14 protein-coding genes are annotated in these 18,958 nt (G+C 44.7%); all 14 read left to right on the forward strand.

Annotation, left to right across the window (positions count from 1 at the left end):
- The first annotated feature begins 63 nt into the window (after positions 1–63).
- The 14 genes from AC07NA_RS02070 to AC07NA_RS02135 all read left to right on the forward strand — a co-directional run bounded on the left by AC07NA_RS02070 (position 64) and on the right by AC07NA_RS02135 (position 18,827).
- A complete protein-coding gene (locus AC07NA_RS02070; protein WP_494895254.1) occupies positions 64–1,311 on the forward strand; it encodes an efflux RND transporter periplasmic adaptor subunit in 1,248 nt (415 codons plus the stop codon).
- A 5-nt stretch (positions 1,312–1,316) separates the two neighbouring features.
- Positions 1,317–2,777: a TolC family protein gene (locus AC07NA_RS02075; RefSeq protein WP_494895255.1), complete on the forward strand. Its 1,461-nt coding sequence runs from the start codon at positions 1,317–1,319 to the stop codon at positions 2,775–2,777.
- A 15-nt stretch (positions 2,778–2,792) separates the two neighbouring features.
- Positions 2,793–3,461, forward strand: coding sequence for an ABC transporter ATP-binding protein (locus AC07NA_RS02080; protein WP_345210868.1), 669 nt, complete (start codon positions 2,793–2,795; stop codon positions 3,459–3,461).
- Between the two features lie 22 nt (positions 3,462–3,483).
- The gene (locus tag AC07NA_RS02085) at positions 3,484–4,713 is read left to right on the forward strand and encodes an ABC transporter permease (protein ID WP_494895258.1); all 1,230 of its coding nucleotides are present in this window, start codon (positions 3,484–3,486) and stop codon (positions 4,711–4,713) included.
- A gap of 27 nt (positions 4,714–4,740) precedes the next feature.
- Positions 4,741–5,925: an ABC transporter permease gene (locus AC07NA_RS02090; RefSeq protein WP_494895260.1), complete on the forward strand. Its 1,185-nt coding sequence runs from the start codon at positions 4,741–4,743 to the stop codon at positions 5,923–5,925.
- Positions 5,926–5,946: 21 nt separating this feature from the next.
- Entirely contained in the window at positions 5,947–7,320 is a 1,374-nt protein-coding gene (locus AC07NA_RS02095) for a sigma-54-dependent transcriptional regulator (RefSeq protein ID WP_494895262.1), read from the forward strand.
- Positions 7,301–8,623, forward strand: coding sequence for a sensor histidine kinase (locus AC07NA_RS02100; protein ID WP_494895264.1), 1,323 nt, complete (start codon positions 7,301–7,303; stop codon positions 8,621–8,623). Before AC07NA_RS02095 ends, AC07NA_RS02100 begins: the two co-directional genes overlap by 20 nt.
- 697 nt (positions 8,624–9,320) lie before the next feature.
- Positions 9,321–12,413 (forward strand): SusC/RagA family TonB-linked outer membrane protein, encoded by a 3,093-nt coding sequence (locus AC07NA_RS02105; protein WP_494895266.1) that lies wholly within the window; start codon positions 9,321–9,323, stop codon positions 12,411–12,413.
- An 11-nt stretch (positions 12,414–12,424) separates the two neighbouring features.
- Positions 12,425–13,783, forward strand: coding sequence for a RagB/SusD family nutrient uptake outer membrane protein (locus tag AC07NA_RS02110; protein ID WP_494895268.1), 1,359 nt, complete (start codon positions 12,425–12,427; stop codon positions 13,781–13,783).
- 11 nt (positions 13,784–13,794) lie between these two features.
- Positions 13,795–15,126, forward strand: a complete 1,332-nt coding sequence (locus AC07NA_RS02115; RefSeq protein ID WP_494895270.1) for a DoxX family protein — start codon at positions 13,795–13,797, stop codon at positions 15,124–15,126.
- Between the two features lie 30 nt (positions 15,127–15,156).
- Positions 15,157–16,599, forward strand: a complete 1,443-nt coding sequence (locus tag AC07NA_RS02120; protein ID WP_494895272.1) for a hypothetical protein — start codon at positions 15,157–15,159, stop codon at positions 16,597–16,599.
- A 9-nt stretch (positions 16,600–16,608) separates the two neighbouring features.
- Complete coding sequence (locus tag AC07NA_RS02125) at positions 16,609–17,379, forward strand: hypothetical protein (protein WP_494895274.1); 771 nt, start codon at positions 16,609–16,611, stop codon at positions 17,377–17,379.
- A complete protein-coding gene (locus AC07NA_RS02130) occupies positions 17,376–18,206 on the forward strand; it encodes an MBL fold metallo-hydrolase (RefSeq protein ID WP_494895276.1) in 831 nt (276 codons plus the stop codon). Before AC07NA_RS02125 ends, AC07NA_RS02130 begins: the two co-directional genes overlap by 4 nt.
- A 45-nt stretch (positions 18,207–18,251) precedes the next feature.
- Complete coding sequence (locus AC07NA_RS02135; protein ID WP_494895277.1) at positions 18,252–18,827, forward strand: rhodanese-like domain-containing protein; 576 nt, start codon at positions 18,252–18,254, stop codon at positions 18,825–18,827.
- Positions 18,828–18,958: the final 131 nt, after the last annotated feature.

Below are 18,958 nucleotides of genomic sequence, written 5' to 3' on the forward strand. Positions count from 1 at the left end.
TGATATTCAAATAATTGTGTTTGGTATGGTGCTTGCAAAAAGGTATCCAAATCACAATTACACATGGATACCCTTATCGAGGCCGAAGTCATACAAAAAAGAAAGAAAAAGAATATCATTCTGGTTGCGTCGGCAATAGTACTACTCATCGTATGTCTGTTGCTGGTACGCAGCATTTTCGGCTCAACTATAGGCAAGGCCGATTTTACCACAGGTACAGTTGAGATAGGCAATATCGAAAATACCATCAGCGCCAGCGGTGAGGTATTGCCGGAGTTTGAAGAGGTAATAACCAGCCCGGTAAATGCCGCCATTAAAACCGCATTGATGGATGCCGGTAAAAAGGTAAAGTCGGGGCAACCCATCCTGGTGCTTGATAAATCATCTACCGAAAATGAATATACCAAGCTAAAGTTTCAGCTGGAAACCAAGCGTAACGAGATAAAAAAGCTAAAGCTCGACCTGAACAAAAGCTTTTTCGATATGCAATCAAACAACGCTATTAAGCAATTACGCATCAGCAGCCTTCAGGATGCCGTAGAAAATGCCAAACGGTTGTTTAAGGCAGGCGGCGCTACCCGCGAAGATATTGAGCAGGCCGAGCTAAACCTAAAGGTAGCCTTGCTGGAAAAAAAGCAGCTGGAAAACGAAATCAAAAGCAAGCAGCAAACCATGCAAGTAGAGGTAAAGGAGGCCGAGCTGGCATCGGCTATACAACAAAATGACCTTTCCGAACTGGAACGTAAACTGACACTGGCCAATGTATCTGCAACCCGCGAAGGGGTGATCACTTACATCAATAAAAACATTGGCGCTTCGGTACACGAGGGCGACGTGCTGGTGCGCATTGCTGATCTGGGTAGCTTTAAGGTATCGGGTACCATTAGCGATAATTACCTTAACCAGTTACACGCCGGCATGCCGGTTATTATCCGGGTTAATGATGCGCCTTTACGCGGCCATGTGGCCAATGTGTATCCATCGGTGCAAAACGGTATAGTAAGTTTTGATGTGCAGTTAGATGAGCGCAATAACAAACAACTACGCCCCAACATGAAAGTTGATGCCTATTTAGTGACCGACGCGCACAGCAAAATAATGCGCCTGCCAAATGGCGCGGCAGTAAAAGGAGTAGGCAAGCAAGATGTTTTTGTGGTAAGCAAAGGCAAGGCCATACGCCGTACGGTAACACTGGGTATGAGCAATTTCGATTACGTGGAAATAGTTGACGGACTAAAACCCGGTGACGTAGTGATTATAACCGACATGAGCGAGTACAAAAACGCAAAAGAGATACAAATTAAAAATTGAGTGATATGAACAACAGATACTTACTCATTTTTGTACTCATGCTGATGGCATCTGCCGGTTTTGGTAAAACGCCGGGTGATACCATCCGCCTTACGCTACCCGAGGTAATAGAACTGGCACGTAAAAATTCCATTGCGGCTAAACAGGCTATATCTGAAAAGGAAACTAAATACTGGCAATGGCGCACGTTTAAATCTAACTATCAGCCACAGTTATCGCTTAGCGGCAACTTGCCGGGTTACAGCAAAACATCAAGCCCCATAATGCAGCCCAATGGCTCTATCATTTTCCAGCAGATCCACAATGATAACTCATCGCTAACGATGGATTTCAGCCAAAGCATCACTGCCACAGGCGGTACAGTTTATGGCACCACAGAGTTGCAACGTTTTAGTGATTTCGACCGCAATACGGTTTTGTACAACGGTGTACCTTATGCTGTTGGTTATAGTCAGCCATTGTTTCAGTACAACAGCCTTAAGTGGGATAAAAAGATAGAGCCACTTAAGTATAAAGAAAGCACCCAGGCATTTATTGAAGCACAGGAGCAAATTGCTGTTACGGTTGAAGGTTACTTTTTCGATCTGTTGCTGGCCCAGGTGAGCCTGCGCGTTGCCGAAACCAACTTAACCAATACCGAACGAATATTGCGCATTGCCAATACGCGGTTTGAACTGGGCAAAACCACAAAGAACGAACTGCTGCAATTACAGCTGGAATTGCTGAACGCTCGTAAATCGGTAGGGGTGGCTAAGCGCGATATTGAAATTGCCACGCTCACGCTGCGCAGCTACATGGGCCTGGATACTGATAGTCAGCTGGCACTAATTGTGCCCCAAACCATCAGCCGTATGGAGGTAGATGCCGAAAAGGTTTTAAGCGAAGCCTTTGCCAACCGGTCGGACGCTATTGCTTTTGTACGTAAGCTGGCCGAGGCTAAACGCGACGTTGCCAAGGCGAAGGGGCAAAGTGGCTTAACGGCAACGTTAACGGCAAATCTTGGTTTTTCAAACAGTGCCCGTAACATAGGCGGTGTTTACCGGTCGCCGCAAAACCAACAGTTGTTGCAATTGCAGTTTGCCATCCCCTTGCTGGATTGGGGGCGCTCTAAATCGCGCACGAAAACGGCGCTGGCCAACGAGCAGTTTACCGAGTATGCCGTTGAGCAGGATAAACAAACCTTCAGGCAGGAGATACTTACACAAGTAACGCTTTTTAATATGCTTAAGGAGCAGATAGCCTTAACAGCCGAGGCCGACAGTATTGCAGGCGAAAAATATCACATAGCCCGCGAAAGGTATGTGCTGGGTAATTTGAGCATTACCGATTTGAGTATCGCTTTTCAGGAGAATGACCGTGCCAAGCGCGATTATGTAAATGCCCTGCGCGACTTTTGGGGTGCCTATTATCAATTGCGCTACCTCTCGCTTTACGACTTTGAAAAAAAACAGAAAATAACTTATTAAATAGTAAATTCAATAATGATGATCTCTTTACAAAACATTGAAAAGGTATACCGTACAGATACCATCCAAACTAAGGCCTTAAACAATATCAGCCTTGAAGTAGGCAAGGGCGAGTTCCTGTCTATCATGGGGCCATCGGGCTGCGGCAAAAGTACGCTGCTAAACATTATGGGCCTGCTTGATGCGCCATCAAAGGGCAACATTAAAATTGATGACCAGCAAACCGGCGGTTTTAGCGATAAACAGCTGGCCGGTTTCCGTAATAAAAAGCTTGGTTTTATCTTCCAGAGTTATCACCTCATTAACGATTTGCAGGTGCTTGATAATGTGGAGCTGCCGCTGCTTTACCGCGATACCACCGCCAAACAACGCCGCGAACTGGCTACAGAAGCGTTGGAGAAAGTAGGATTGAGCAACCGCATGAAACATTTCCCTACACAGCTATCGGGCGGGCAAAGGCAGCGTGTGGCTATCGCGCGTGCTATTGTGGGCAGGCCAGAAATTATTTTGGCCGATGAACCTACCGGGAACCTCGACAGCGCCATGGGTAATGAGATTATGGACATACTGATGGGCTTGAACCAAAACGAGGGCACTACCATAGTAATGGTTACGCACGATGAAAATATGGCCCGCAAAACGCATCGTTTGGTGAGGCTGTTTGATGGTTCGCAGGTTCAGTAATTTATCGGTTAAATCCTAAATCATGCTTAAAAATTATTTCAAAATAGCTATAGCTGTGCTTAAGCGCAGAAAGTTTTTCACCTTCATCAGCCTGTTTGGTATCAGTTTTACTTTAACCATTTTAATGGTAACCGCAGCCTTTATTGATAAGTTGGTTAACGACAATTATCCCGACAGGAAACGCGAGCGCTCGCTTTATATCAGTGGTCTCGAACAGCGCGGAAAGGAATCAATGAATGGCAGTTCATTGTCGTATTATTTTCTTACACATTTTATAGGCAGTATAAAAACTCCGGTTAAAATGGCTTTTTCAACATCGTCTGATGGTACTAATACTTATATTAATGATAAAAAGATAGGTATCAACTATAAATATGTAAATAACGAGTATTGGGAAATACTGGAATACGATTTTTTAGAAGGTAAGGCCTTTACCAAACAGCAAATTGATAATGCCGAGCGGGTAACGGTAATATCAGACGATTTGAAGAAGGCGTATTTTGGTGTTGATGCAGGTTCGGTTGTAGGTAAATATATAGAGGCTGATAACGTAAAATACCGTATCAGCGGCGTAGTGAAAAGCGTGCCCTCAACCGCGCATAAGTTTTTCAGTGATATTTACCTGCCTTATACCGTATCAAAATCCAGCTATAAAAATAAAGATTATGGCGGCCCTTTTTCAGTGATCTTACTTGCTGCCAGTAAAGAAGATGTGCCCAAAATGAAAAAGGAGTTCGACCAGATGGCTAAAAAGATCCCGATGTCTGACAAGCAGTACGATCACCTGAATATCCACGCCGATTCTTACCTGGAGAGCTATGTACGTACCGGTAATGAACAGCGTTCGGGTATGGCCTATGCCATTATAGCGCTTGTATCGTTCGGCTTACTGGTAACTATATTGCCTACGCTTAACCTGGTGAATATCAATATTACCCGTATTATGGAGCGTTCGTCAGAGATAGGGGTACGTAAGGCCTTCGGGGCATCGTCAAAAACGCTGGTTTACCAGTTTATTATCGAGAACATGATCCTCACGTTTATTGGCGGTATTATCGGTGTTGCACTATCGGTTATCAGCCTGAAATTAATTAACGATGCGCAATTAATTGCCAACCTCAACCTGGGTTTAAACTTTACGGTACTGTTTTGCGCGCTCATCATGTGCGTATTCTTCGGCTTGCTTTCGGGTGTGTACCCGGCCTGGCGTATGTCGCGGTTAAACGTGGTAACGGCGCTTAAAGCTCAATAACATCTGTCAACCTAAAACAAAAATAAAATGGTAAAGCATTTATTTAAACTGATATGGAATAAAAAGAAACAAAACTTTTTATTGCTTACCGAAATATTGATATCATTCATTGTGATATTCGCCGTATTTAGCTTCGGTGTATTTTCGTACAAGAACTACATGAAACCTATGGGGATCGATTATGAAGACGTGTGGGTGGTCAGCTACAACAATCCGGCAAACTCCACCAATGCCGATTCTGTTACCCTTTTTTACGAAACCCTTAAGCGCAACGTTAAAGCATTGCCTGGTGTTATTGAGGCCGGTTATTGCAGCAACAACTTCCCGTTTTCGGGCAATATGATAAGCAGCGGTCTAAGCTATCAGGGCAAAGCGATAAGTAACGTGAACCAGTTTTCCGCCGATCTGGATTATATTAAAATACTTAACGCCAAAATGCTGGAAGGGCGCTGGTATACCAAAGACGACTATTTACCCGGCGAACGGAAAATGGTGATCAACAAAAGCCTGAAAGAAGTTTCGTTTGGCAAGGGCCAGGCGGTTGGTAAATACCTGCACAATTATGATGGTAAAGAAAAAACAAAAATAATAGGCGTAATTGATGATATTAAGTTTAACGGCGATTTTTTGCCTACAGCAAAAGGAATGTATTATTTGCTGGATACCGCGGCCTACAAGTGGACCGGCAATATGATGGTAAAAGTAAAGCCGGGATCTGACGCAGCGTTTGAAGGTAAGCTATATAAAACGATGATCAACTCACTTAAAAACTCAAACATTGAGATAAAGCACCTTACTGATAAAATTGTGAACATGAACAAAATAACGTTGGTGCCATTAATTATCGCCTCAATAATAGCGGCATTCCTTATCATCAATGTAGCTTTAGGCTTGTTTGGCGTACTTTGGTACAACATTAACAAAAGGCGGGGCGAAATTGGTTTACGTCGCGCTGTTGGCGCATCGGGCAATTCGGTATCGGGCCAGTTGGTTGCCGAATCATTAATACTGGCTACCTTTTCGTTGCTGATAGGTTCATTCTTTGCCGTGCAATTTCCGCTGCTTAACGTATTTGATTTACCTGCAATGGTTTATATTATAGCATTGCTTTTGGCCATGCTTTTTATTTATTTGCTGGTGCTTGTATGCGCGCTTTATCCGGGCAGGCAGGCTGCTAATATTTACCCTGCTGTTGCCCTGCACGAAGAATAATTACGACCTTAGCCTTTGCTTATGATATTGATAATTGATGATGATATAGCCGTACGTACCTCGCTGCTGTTGCTTTTAAAAAGCGAACAGTATGATGTACAGGCGGCTGCTACCCCGGTTGAAGCATTAATTATTGTTAAAAAAGAGAGGCCGCAACTGGTTATTCTCGACCTTAATTTCTCCATAGATACCTCCGGCGAGGAAGGGCTCGACCTGCTTAGCCGGATTCGTAAAATTGATGCTGCCCTGCCTGTAATATTAATAACCGGCTGGGGCAGCATTGAGCTTGCTGTACAGGGCATGAAGCTGGGCGCAAGCGATTTTATTAACAAACCCTGGAATAACGATCACCTGCTTCAGTCGGTTAAAACGCTTTTGTCGCTCAAAGGGGCGGGTAAGCAAAAACATACCCGCAGACAGTTAGACAGTCAGTATAATTTTCAGCACATTATAGGGCACGATGAAAAAATGCTGGCCATATTAGAAACCATTGGCCGGGTAGCCGCAACCGATGCCTCTATATTAATTATGGGCGAAAGTGGTACGGGTAAAGAACTGATTGCCGAGGCCATTCACCAAAACAGTAAGCGCCGCGGCAAGCCTTTTGTTAAGGTGAACCTGGGTGGTATAGCCACTTCGGTATTTGAAAGCGAGATGTTTGGCCATGTGCGCGGGGCGTTTACCGATGCCCGGTTTGACCGTGCCGGGCGGTTTGAGTTAGCCAATAAAGGCACCATTTTTCTGGATGAAATAGGCGACCTGGACCAGGGAAGCCAGGTAAAACTGCTGCGTGTTTTGCAGGACCGAACTTACGAAGTATTAGGCAGCAGCCGTACCAAAGTGGTTGATGTGCGTGTGGTGTGCGCCACTAATAAACACCTTAATGAAATGGTGGCCAAAGGCAGTTTCAGGGAAGATCTGCTGTACCGTATCAACCTGATCACTATCTATCTGCCGGCCCTGCGCGAACGATCGGGCGATATACCTGTGCTGGTGAATTACTTTATCAGCAACCTGAAAGAAATATATAACCGGCCCAACCTCACTATTACTCCGGCTGCCATGAAATGGTTACAGCAATTACCATTGCCGGGTAACATTCGTCAGCTTAAAAATATTGTAGAACGCTCGGTACTGGTAAGTAAAAGCGATGAGCTGGATATTGATGTGATCAGCGCGCAAATAGAAGGCACGCCTGTTAAAAAGGATAGTGCCCACTTACCTGGCGTTGGCGACCTTACCCTCGAACAAATGGAAGTGCAGATGATAAGGAAGGCGATGGAATATCATCACAACAAAATTGGTAAAGCAGCGCGTTCGTTGGGGTTAACCCGCAGCTCGTTATACCGCAGACTGGATAAATACAATATTCCGTATGATGAAACTGAGGACTAAGTTTATCCTTTTTGTAGGCATTATACACGTGCTCACATTGGCGCTCACCTATTATATATTTAAGGAGAATAAAACGTACTTTATACTTGCAGAAGTATTCGTTATTCTATCGTTGGTAATTTCGTGGAGTTTGTACAGGCAGTTGATACAACCTTTAAAGTTTTTAATGACAGGCATTGAGGCCATAAAGGACCAGGATTTCAATATTGAGTTTTTACCCACCGGTAAGTACGAGGTTGATCAGATGATTGGGGTTTATAACCAGATGATCACCCAATTACGTGCCGAACGAACCATACAGGAACAGCAGCATTTCTTCCTCGAAAAGCTGATCAATACTTCGCCTACGGGTATCATTATACTTGATTTTGACAACCACATACAACAAATAAACCCCAAGGCATTACAACTATTACAGTTGGAAGAGCGGGGATTACTTAAACATAAAATTGACAACCTGCCCGACGCTATATTTCAGCATATTGCCTTACTAAAAACAGGAGAAACAAAAACAATAAGGCTTGCCGGGCATACCACTATTAAGCTGCAGCGTTCGCATTTTATCGATAGAGGCTTTCCGCGCCATTTTGTGATGATGGAGGAAATGACGGCCGAGATCATCGCCGCCGAAAAGAATGCTTACGGTAAAGTGATCCGCATGATGGCGCATGAAGTAAATAATACCATAGGGCCGGTAAATTCCATTATACAATCGGCAATGGCCACTGATGCGCTGTGGCAGGTACTGGGCACAGTTTCATTACACGACGCTTTACAGGTGGCCATGGAACGCAATTACAATCTTAACATTTTCATGCGCAATTTTGCCGACCTGGTGAAATTACCCGAGCCCCGTAAAATCCAAACAGACCTGCGTAAACTGCTGCAAAACGTACTAACGTTAATGGAGATAACAGCGGCAGACAGGCATATCTTATTAAAATTCGATCACCCGGAAACGCCATTCTACATTATGGCTGATGAACAGTTGATGGAGCAGGCATTCGTTAATATTATTAAAAATGCCATAGAGGCCATTGAAGACAATGGCGAGATCAACATTATTTTAAACCCCAATGTACGCAGCATCAGTATTCAGGATAACGGCCGCGGAATTTCAGAAACAGAAAGCGAATTATTGTTCACCCCATTCTTCAGTACCAAAAAAGAAGGGCAAGGCATAGGCTTAACCCTGGTACGGGAGATTTTGATTAAGCACGGTTTTGCATTTTCACTAAAAGGCTTGGAAGGCAAGGGCGCGGTGTTTTCTATCAGCCTGATTGATGGCATGAATAACCTGTAGCAGAGTACGTTCAATAGCATTATTCATTCCAATATTAATCATATTAATAATTGAGTCAACGGTTATTTTTTAGATACACGCGCATAGGAATTCCTATGCACGCTATTTTCGCTATTAAATAATAAAATAATTTAACCAACCGCAATATCCTCAAATCTTAAACTCCGCTTACTACCATATCAGATACCCAATCATCAATTTTGCGTGGAAAATCATAAGGGAATAGTCAAAATTTATATTAGCTTTTAGTTTTTCTATAAAAACTATGGATTTAGTAGAATATATTTTATATTTGCTTTCATGAAAATAAGATGAACGCCATTCTATATTCATAGCCACTAAGTTGAATTTAAACATCAAGCACATGAACACGCATTTTAAATCATGCTCTGATTTAATGTTTTCGTTTCCTTCTATAGCACGCGTAGCCTGCTTCCAATCTTGTTGTTGCTAAGTTTTCCTTTTTTTAATTAATCCGTAGCATGTTTTGGCCGTTGGTCGGCACGTGCTTGAATCAACGTATCCTTACTCCTGAAATACTTATGTGCTGTAGCAAATAACCACAAAAAAAATAACCGGCAAGGTAGCCTTGCCGGTTTAGCTCGAATGATAGGTCAGACGTAACGCCAATCACATCCTGACCTCCATTCCCGGTTCGTATCAACAAAATATTCATTAACACAAATCTGTTAAATATATGGAATTATATATCCATGTCAAGAAAATCTATTTTCGTAATAAAAATCGCTTAAGGGCGCTTCAAGCCTTTTTAGTTATCCTCCTGCTGCCATTCTCGCTTTTGGCGCAGGATAATGGAAATCCCATTATCAACTCAAAACTGGCCGGTAAAGTGATTGATGCTGCCAGTAAAGAACCATTGCCAGGCGCTGCCATTCGCATAAAGGGAACAACACATGCTGTTGCCGCCGATATTGAGGGTAAGTTTAGCCTCGTTACCGGTCAAAAGTTCCCGTATATTCTTCAGGTAACCATGGTTGGTTATGAAAATCAGGAGATTAAGGTTGACGGTAGCCCGGTGACCATCTCATTAAAATCGGCCACCAGCCAGTTAAACGACGTTGTTGTAGTAGGTTACGGAACCCAGCGTAAAGGCGATCTTACAGGTTCGGTATCAAAGATCAATGCCTCGGAAAGCAATAAACAACCGGTTGCCAGTTTTGATGCACAGTTGCAGGGTAAGGCAACAGGTGTACAGGTAATAACCAATTCGGGTGTACCAGGCGAAAGTATTTTTGTACGCGTTCGTGGTACTACTTCAATCAACTCCAGCAGCGATCCGCTTTATGTGGTCGATGGGGTATTTCTTAACAATACATCACTGCAAACCACTAACCTGGGTGGCCGCACTACATCGCCGCTTACAGATATTAATCCGGCGGATATTGAAAGTATTGAGATACTGAAAGATGCTTCTGCTACGGCCATCTACGGTTCAAGGGGAGCTAACGGTGTTGTATTGGTTACCACCAAACGGGGTAACTATAATGATAAAACCAAAATATCGTTAGATGGTGCTGCCGGTTGGGTTCAGGCTGATCCCAAAACCGTTCCGAAAATGGCAAGCGGTCCGGAATCAGCCACGCTGGCTAATGAATACTGGATCAACTCGGGGATCGATCGCCCTTCTTTAAATCAAACTTTCGCGAACCGTCCGTTCCGCCCAACAGCTGAAGGTGGCGCTGGCTTACCTGAGGAGCAAAGTACTTACGATCGTATAGGCGATATTTTGCAACACGGAAAATTGCAGGATTATAACCTTTCTGTACAAGGTGGAAGTAATCGCTCGCGCTATTATTTGGGTGCAGGTTACTCTGATCAGCAATCGCTGATAAAGGTACCTGAGTTTAAACGTACCAGTTTAAAATTCAACTTCGATCAAAACATTACCAACAACCTTACTTTCGGCTTAACCAATAGTTTTGCCAAAACAGATCGTAACCAGGCCCGTACAGGTGATGGCCCGCAGGTGAATTTATGGAACGCCGCTACCAGCTCAGCTACTTACACGCCCAAATATGGCCAAGACGGTGTGGCGACCGGTTCGGATAATATTTATGTACTGATTGATAATTATGATGTAAAAACTACCAGCTTACGTTACATAGGTAATATTTATGGTGAACTGAAACTCGCGGAAGGTTTAAAACTGAAAAGCACGTTTAGCCTCGATTATGATAACTACAATGAAGGCGCTTACTGGAATAGTAAAACAAGTATTGGCAGGGCCGTTAACGGACAAGCTACCAGCGCGCTCACCCAAAACAGTACCTGGATCAATGAACAAACACTTACTTACGTAAAAAACTTTGGCAGTCATCACTTCAACTTTTTGTTGGGTAACTCGTTCCAAAGTAATGTACTTAGATACAATTATGCAGAGGGTAGCGGTTTTGCCAATGATAATTTTAAACTGATCTCATCGGCATCTATTCGTACCGCATCACAAAACTGGAGTAAATATACCCTGGCTTCTTACTTTGGCAGAATTGATTACAACTTTGCCAACCGCTATTATTTTGGCGCCACATTAAGGGCCGATGGTTCATCTAAATTCGGTTCGAACAATAAGTGGGGATACTTCCCTGCGGTTTCGGGCGCATGGCGGGTTAAAGACGAAAACTTTCTTAAGGAAACCCAATGGCTTAGCGACCTGAAGCTGCGCGCCTCTTACGGTATTACTGGTAACCAGGCAGGTATTGACAATTTTGCCTCACGTGGCTTATGGACCGGCGGCAGCAGTTATGCCGACGTATCAGGCACTCCGCTACCCGGTATTGGCCCCAATCAATTAGGTAATCCCGATCTTAAATGGGAGCGTACAGCACAAACCAATTTAGGTATCGACATCAGCTTTTTTAACAACCGTTTATCCGTTACCGCTGATGTATATGATAAACAGACAACAGACCTGTTATTGTTTAAGCCTATCCCATCATCATCGGGCTTTCAAAACTACTATGCTAACGAAGGCGCTATCAGTAATAAAGGCTACGAAGTAGGTATCACATCGGCCAATATTTTGAAAAACGATTTTACCTGGCGCAGCACACTTAACATAGCCGGTAACCGTAACCGTATTGAAAAATTGCCTACACCAATTACGCAATACACACGCGACTGGGTAATTATGCAGGAGGGTTACTCTATGAACTCATTCTGGTTGTACAACCAACTTTCAGTTAATCCGCAAACCGGCGCGCCTGTATTTGAAGGCCAAGCGGAGAACGGTACAGTAACAACAGCTAACCGTAAGATATTGGGCAATGCTTATCCTAAAATTTACGGAGGTTTCAACAACAACTTTACTTACAAAGATTTTGATTTGAGCTTCCTGTTCACTTTCCAGTCGGGCAGTAAAGCGTTAAACCTTAACCGTTATTTCCGCGAACGTAACCCAACAAGCGGCGGCGTGTTAGCTAACGTACTTAACCGCTGGCAAAATCCGGGTGATATCACCGATATTCCAAGGCTTACATCTATTGGTACTAACTATACTATTGATCAAAGTTCGCGTTACCTCGAAGATGCATCTTTCCTGCGCCTTAAACAAGTGGTATTCGGTTACAAGCTGCCGTCATCATTGCTAAGCAAAGTGCATTTAACAAGCGCACGGGTATACTTTGTTAGCACCAACCTGCTGCTATGGACAAAATATAGCGGCGATCCGGAATCAAGCGTAACCTCTAATCCTAACGCGCAAGGCCTTGGCTCTTTCGGTACTCCACCGGCAGCCCGCGGCTTCCAGTTTGGCTTAAACGTAACCATCTAATACTGATCATTATGAAACTCAAGATATTTATACAAATCGCGCTATTCGGTACCCTGGCTGTAGCCGGTGCCGGGTGCAAGAAATTTTTAGACGTTGACCCTAAATTAACCACGCCCGACGACCTGACGATCGTGGATGGCAACTCTGCACAAACCGCGGTACGCGGTATTTACAACCAGCTGCAATCTAACGATTATTATGGTTATACCTTTCAAACCCTCGGGCTGTTTTCGGGTGACAACGTGCAATACGTAGGTTCGCAAACGGTGAACCAGCAACTAACCAACCACGCCGTATTGGCCGACTTAAGCGCGGTGAATACATCATGGTCGGCTATTTACAATGTAATTAACAGGGCAAATAACGTATTGGCCAAAGTGCCTGCGCTTCCGGTAAGTACTACACTAACAGAAGCCTTAAAAAATCAGCTTTTAGGTGAAGCTTATTTTCTGCGCGCGCTGGCCTATTTTGATTTGGCGCGTACCTGGGGCGGTGTTCAGCTAATACTTACGCCTACTACTACCTCGGCAGATATCACCAAAGAAAAACGTGCTACGCTGGCCGATACTTATGCCCAGGTACTGAAAGATCTTACCCAGGCAGAGGCGCTTTTGCCTAACACTACCAATCGCATCCGCGCTACACGTAAAACGGCTTTCGCTTTACACGCGCGTTTTGCCTTGTATCAAAAAGATTGGGCCGGTGCCGCAAGTAACGCAACTGCCCTGATCGGCGATAACAGCTATTCATTGATTGGCCCGTATAATGCATTTTTTGCCAGCAATGCATCTAACACGCAAGAATCAGTATTTGAATTATACTACAACACTAATGTTACTAATACCCAGGCTTACAATTGGCAACCCAGTAGCAATGGTGGGGTAGGATGGGTAACTCCAACCCCAACCATAGTTACGCAATTGCAAAACCCGCTGGTAGGTGGTAACCGCAGCTCGCTGATATTAACGCAAACCGTATCGGGCGTAACGCGCAATTATGGTAACCTGTATTATCGCACTGCCGGTACAGATCCTGCTTACCTCATCCGTTTGGCTGAGTTATATCTGATCCGTGCCGAGGCGCGCGCCCAGCAGGAGAATTTAACCGGCGCTGCCGAAGATTTAAACGCGGTACGTGCACGTGCAGGTTTAGGCATCACTACAGCTGCCACCAAGGCCGATCTGTTGCTGGCCATAGAAAATGAAAGACGTGTAGAGTTCGCGTTTGAAGATCACCGCTGGTACGATCTGATCCGCACAGGCCGCGCGCAAACGGTGTTAGGCATAACCGATGCCAACAAACTGCTGCTGCCAATTCCTTACGCGCAAATCCTGAATGACCCGAATTTAAATCAGAACCCAGGCTATTAAATGTTTTTCCGATGAGCACACTAAGTTTAAACACCGATACCTACACCCATAGCAAGTGGGAGGTTAGCTTATTTCAGATAGTAATTGTTTTCGCGTTATTACTTACCATACCGCTTGATGCCGGCTACTATCGTCATTTGTTTACTACCAATTGGTTACAGCCGCATTTTCAGGATGTTTTCCAGCTTACGCATGCTGTACCCACATTCTTTACAAGTGCCAAATGGGGCTGGGGCAGTTTTGCCGGCTGGGGACTGGCATTAGGGGTAAGTATAGTTGTAACCGTTATATGGACGGTGCTTAACAAGGGAAAGGCGGTTAACATTCAGGAGCTGTTTTATTGGCTGCGGGTAGTGTTACGTTACCGGCTCGCGCTGGCTTTACTGGGTTTCGGAGTAATTAAACTGATACCGGTTCAATTGCCCGGCCCAAGCATAAGCGACCTGCATACACCTTACGGCGATCTTTACCCCTGGAAACTGTACTATTTATCTACAGGGGTTGCCTCTGCTTATTATGAACAAACTTTAGGCGCTATAGAAATATTCGCGGCACTGTTGCTGTTAAGCAGGCGTACTGCTGTTATTGGTGCAGGTATAGCGGCCTCTGTGCTCATTAACATTGTGCTGGCCAATTTCGCCTATCAATTGGGCGAACATGTATTCAGTGTATACCTGCTGCTTATAACAGGTATAATTATAGCTTATGATACGCCAAGGCTTTACAATCTGCTGGTAAAAGAGCGGGCAGCCAAAGCGGATAACTTTAAACCTATATGGCGCAGCAATAAAGTAGCATGGGTAGCAAGAGGCTTATTTGTGTTGTTCGGTGTTTTTTATACCTCGTTAACTTACGCCAACCATAAAAACAGTAACTGGCCATTTCCGGATACCCCGGGTTTGGCTAATGCTGCCGGTGTTTATAATGTAAGTGAGTTTACATTGAATGGCACGGCGCATCCGTATTCGCTTACCGATAGCGCACGCTGGCAGGATGTTGTATTTGAGAAGTGGAACGAATTAAGCATCCGGGTAAACCGGGATGTACCTGTAGACAGTTCATCACCGCAAATACTAAACCAGCCCGATGGTCAACTCAACTACACCTCGCAGGGTAATGGCAGGCGGTTATTTTACAGGTATAAACTGACCGGTGATCAGCTGCATCTGGTTAACGCAAATCAGCCCGGTGATACTAAAGTGCTGCATATTACACGCGCAAACCCGCAAACCATAGTGCTTGATGGCATAGGCGCGGATAGTAGCTTGCATGTAGTGCTTACCAAAATCCGCAAAGAGTATTTACTGGATAAAGGTCGCCGTAAAAAGGTATCGGTTAATTAACACAACGTCCATTATTTAACAAAAAAGATCATGGCAACATTTGTAGCAACAGAAGCGCCTTCGGCAGAAGTGAAGGTGCAGGAACAACAGCCGCAGCACTGGTCGGCCGCAGAAAAGTTCTGGTTCCGCGCATTTCTGATATTTAACATACAGGTTATCGTTCCGCTTAGCGGCGATTGGTACACCAAAATATTCGCGTCAAAAACAATATTCCAGGTACTGAACGGGCTAACCGGCTATCGCCCCAACTTTTATACAGTTACGGGCGAAAGCGGGCGCTGGGGACTGGCATCTTATGCCACCTGGGGCATAGCCCTGGCAGTTGCGCTTGTGGGCGCTGCCGTATGGACATTGATTGTTCGTAAACGCAACATCGTAAATTATAACAAGGCCTATTACTGGGTACGTGTGGCTATCAGGTACCGCATCGCTATTGGGATTATCGCATTCGGATTTTTAAAGCTGTATCCTATGCAAATGCCCGACCCGTCGATCTCCAATCTCGATACCAATTTTGGCGATTATAATACCTATAAGATCTATTGGCAAATTGTAGGCGTATCCATCTGGTATGAAATTGTGTTGGGCTTGGTAGAGATTCTCGCGGGTGTATTATTGTTCTACCGTGGTACAGCTGCCCTTGGCGCGGTGCTGGTTGCCGGTGTGTTATACAACATAGCCCACGCTAATTTTGCTTATGATGGCGGTGTGCATGTGTATAGTAGCTTTTTTGTGCTGCTATCGGCCTTTTTGCTTATACCTTATGCCCGCAATTTGTGGAAACTGCTAATTAAACGGGAAGATGTAAAGCCAAATTATTACTACCCGCCATTACGCACAAAAAAACAGCGTACCGCTTTTTATACTACCAAGTACGCTTTTGTATTTGTGTTTACGTTGTTATTTGCCTATTTACGGTATGATGTGCATTACCATGTAGGGCAGTTAAAAGAGCCTATAACTAAAGGCTTGCCTAATGCTGCCGGGTATTACAACGTTACCGAGTTCAGACTGAACGGCAAAGCCCTGCCTTACTCTCCGTTAGATTCTACAAGGTGGCAAAGTGTGGTTTTTGAAAAGTGGAGTACACTGGTATATAAGGTGAACAAGGCATTCCCAATTTCACTGGCCAATGGTACGCCTAATCCTAAGGATATTGACCGCAGCTATGAGCTTGCCGGTATAGCAGGTGGGCGACGTTTCCTCTATTACACTATCGATGATAAAAAAGGCACGCTAACACTTCAGGATAAAAACCGTCCGTCGCTTGAAGAGGATGGCAGCAGCAAAAAGAAACCTGCCGAGCGGGGTAAAGATAAACCGGAAGGGCCGAAGCTGGTTTGGAATTTCAGCCGGCCCAATGACTCGCGCATTATTCTTTCCGGTTTGAATGACCGAAAAGATTCCATTTACGTGGTGCTCGACCGTGTACAAAAGCATTACCTCAGCAAAACCGACAGAAGTCAACTTTAAACATATAACATGTTCAAAAAAATCATTTTAACAGCCCTCATCGTTACGGGCATTCAGCAAATTTACGCGCAGCAGCTTACACGCGTTATTGTAAGGGCTAAAGCTAAAGATGCCAAATTTATAGGTACAGGTATTGGTGGCGCGTATGTAATCATTCGTGATCATCAAAATGGAGAAATTCTCGCTAAGGGTCTTACAACCGGTACATCCGGTAATACCGATCTCATCATGAAAACGGCGCATCAGCGTTACCAGGCTCAAACCGATAGCGCTACCGCTAAGTTTGAAGCTACGCTAAAACTTACAGAGCCCGTGTTTGTTGATATTGAGGTGAAAGCCCCGGCAAACCGCAGGAATGCCGAAATAAGCGCGACCACTCAGCAGTGGATCATCCCCGGAAAAGACATTGTGGGTGAAGGTATTTTGCTGGAGATTCCCGGCTTTATTGTTGACCTACTTGCGCCAAATACCCACCAGCAGATCAAGCTTGACGATTTGAAAGGTGGCGATCTGAAGTTTCGGGCCAGCGTAACCATGTCCTGCGGATGCCCTATTACAAAAGGCGGCGTTTGGGATGCGGATGGCATAGAGGTTAGGGCCATCATTAAAAAAGAAGGAACAAAGACCGTGGAGTTACCGCTTGCGTTAACCAGTCAGAGCAATATTTTTGAAGGCAACTTACCTATAAAACAAAAAGGCAATTATGAGATTGCCGTATACGCTTACGATAAGAAGACCGGCAATACCGGCATTGATAAAATAAATTTTGTGATTTTATGAAAAGGCGACATTTTATTGGCAGAGCAGCTACCTTTGGCGGGCTTGCGCTGCTAAATCCTATAAAACTGTTTAGTAGCACAGGCAACGATGACCAGGCCTGGCATATTGAGCAATTTCAGGATAAGGCATTGGCGCATTATTCTTACGCTGTTGTAGTGGGCGATCAGATCATTCTGATAGACCCGGAAAGAGATACCAAAAAATATGTCGATTTCGCGCAAGCACGTAAAGCGAAGATAGCCGGCGTTATAGAAACGCACCCGCATGCTGATTTTGCCAGTTCGCACCTGGAGCTGAATCGTACCCTTAAGGCAACTATTTATGCCAGCAGCTTTAGCAAGCCAGGTTATCCATTTAAAGCCCTGCACGATGGGCAGCAGATAAAACTGAGCAACAATGTACAATTACGCGCTATTGATACCCCGGGCCACGCGCCCGATCATATAGCCGTTGTGTTGCAGGCCGATGGAAAAGACATCGCGGTTTTTTCGGGTGACGCGTTACTGATAGGTGATGTAGGACGTCCCGATCTGCGCGATTATAATCACGACGTGCATACCCAGCGCAAGCGTTTGGCCGAACAAATGTACCATACCATTCACCAAAAGTTTAATGCCCTGGCTGATGATGTAACCGTGTACCCGGCACATGGTGCCGGAAGCTTGTGCGGCAAGGCCATTAAAGACGCGCCCAGTTCAACCATTGGGGCAGAAAAAGCGACCAATCAGGCTTTCCTTACAAAAGATAAAGCCGCTTTTGTAGCTGCCTTGCTGAACGATTTGCCTTTTGTACCCAAATACTTTCCATTTGATGTAGGGGCGAACTAAAAAGGGTTCCCTGATCTGCAACAAAGCATAGCCAAAGTTCCGCATTTGCAGGAAGCCGTTAAGCCTCAGAATACCGATGTGCTGATTGATGCCCGCCCGGAAGGCCAGTTCAAAGCCGGTTATTTAAACGGAGCGATCAATCTTCAGCGCGAAGGTAAGTTTGAAACATGGTTGGGCAGTATCATAGCGCCGGATACCCGTTTCTACATAACTGCCGAAAATGAAGCGGCATTGCAAGACCTAATTTACAAAACCGCCAAAATAGGGTATGAAGCTAACCTGAAAGGCGTATTTGTTTACAGTGCCAAACAGGGCGAGCAATGGAATGCTTTTAATGCCGCTCAATTCAATCCATCGGCAGATGAATACACTATTATTGACGTACGCACCGATAAGGAATATAAAGACGAACCGATATTTGACAAGGCGATCCACATACCATTACAGGACCTGGAAAAGCAAATAAATACCATCCCTGCCGGGAAACCGGTGTTGGTAACCTGTTCATCAGGTTATCGTTCTGCCGCGGGCAGCAGTATCATTAAAAAGTATCTGCCCAACTTACAGGTGTACGATTTGGGTAAAGCGGTAGGCCAGTTTAAGAAAGGTAGCCATAAATAGATCCCGATGTGCTATAAGTAGCGCGGTTGCCATCAAAACAGTAATACGCTGTGACTTAAAAAACGAAAAACGCCTGTGCATTTAAGGCGTTTTTCGTTATCCGGCGGGTAATACCCGTTAACAGAAATTAT

Source organism: Mucilaginibacter sp. GW821-FHT07G05, from assembly GCF_059418565.1.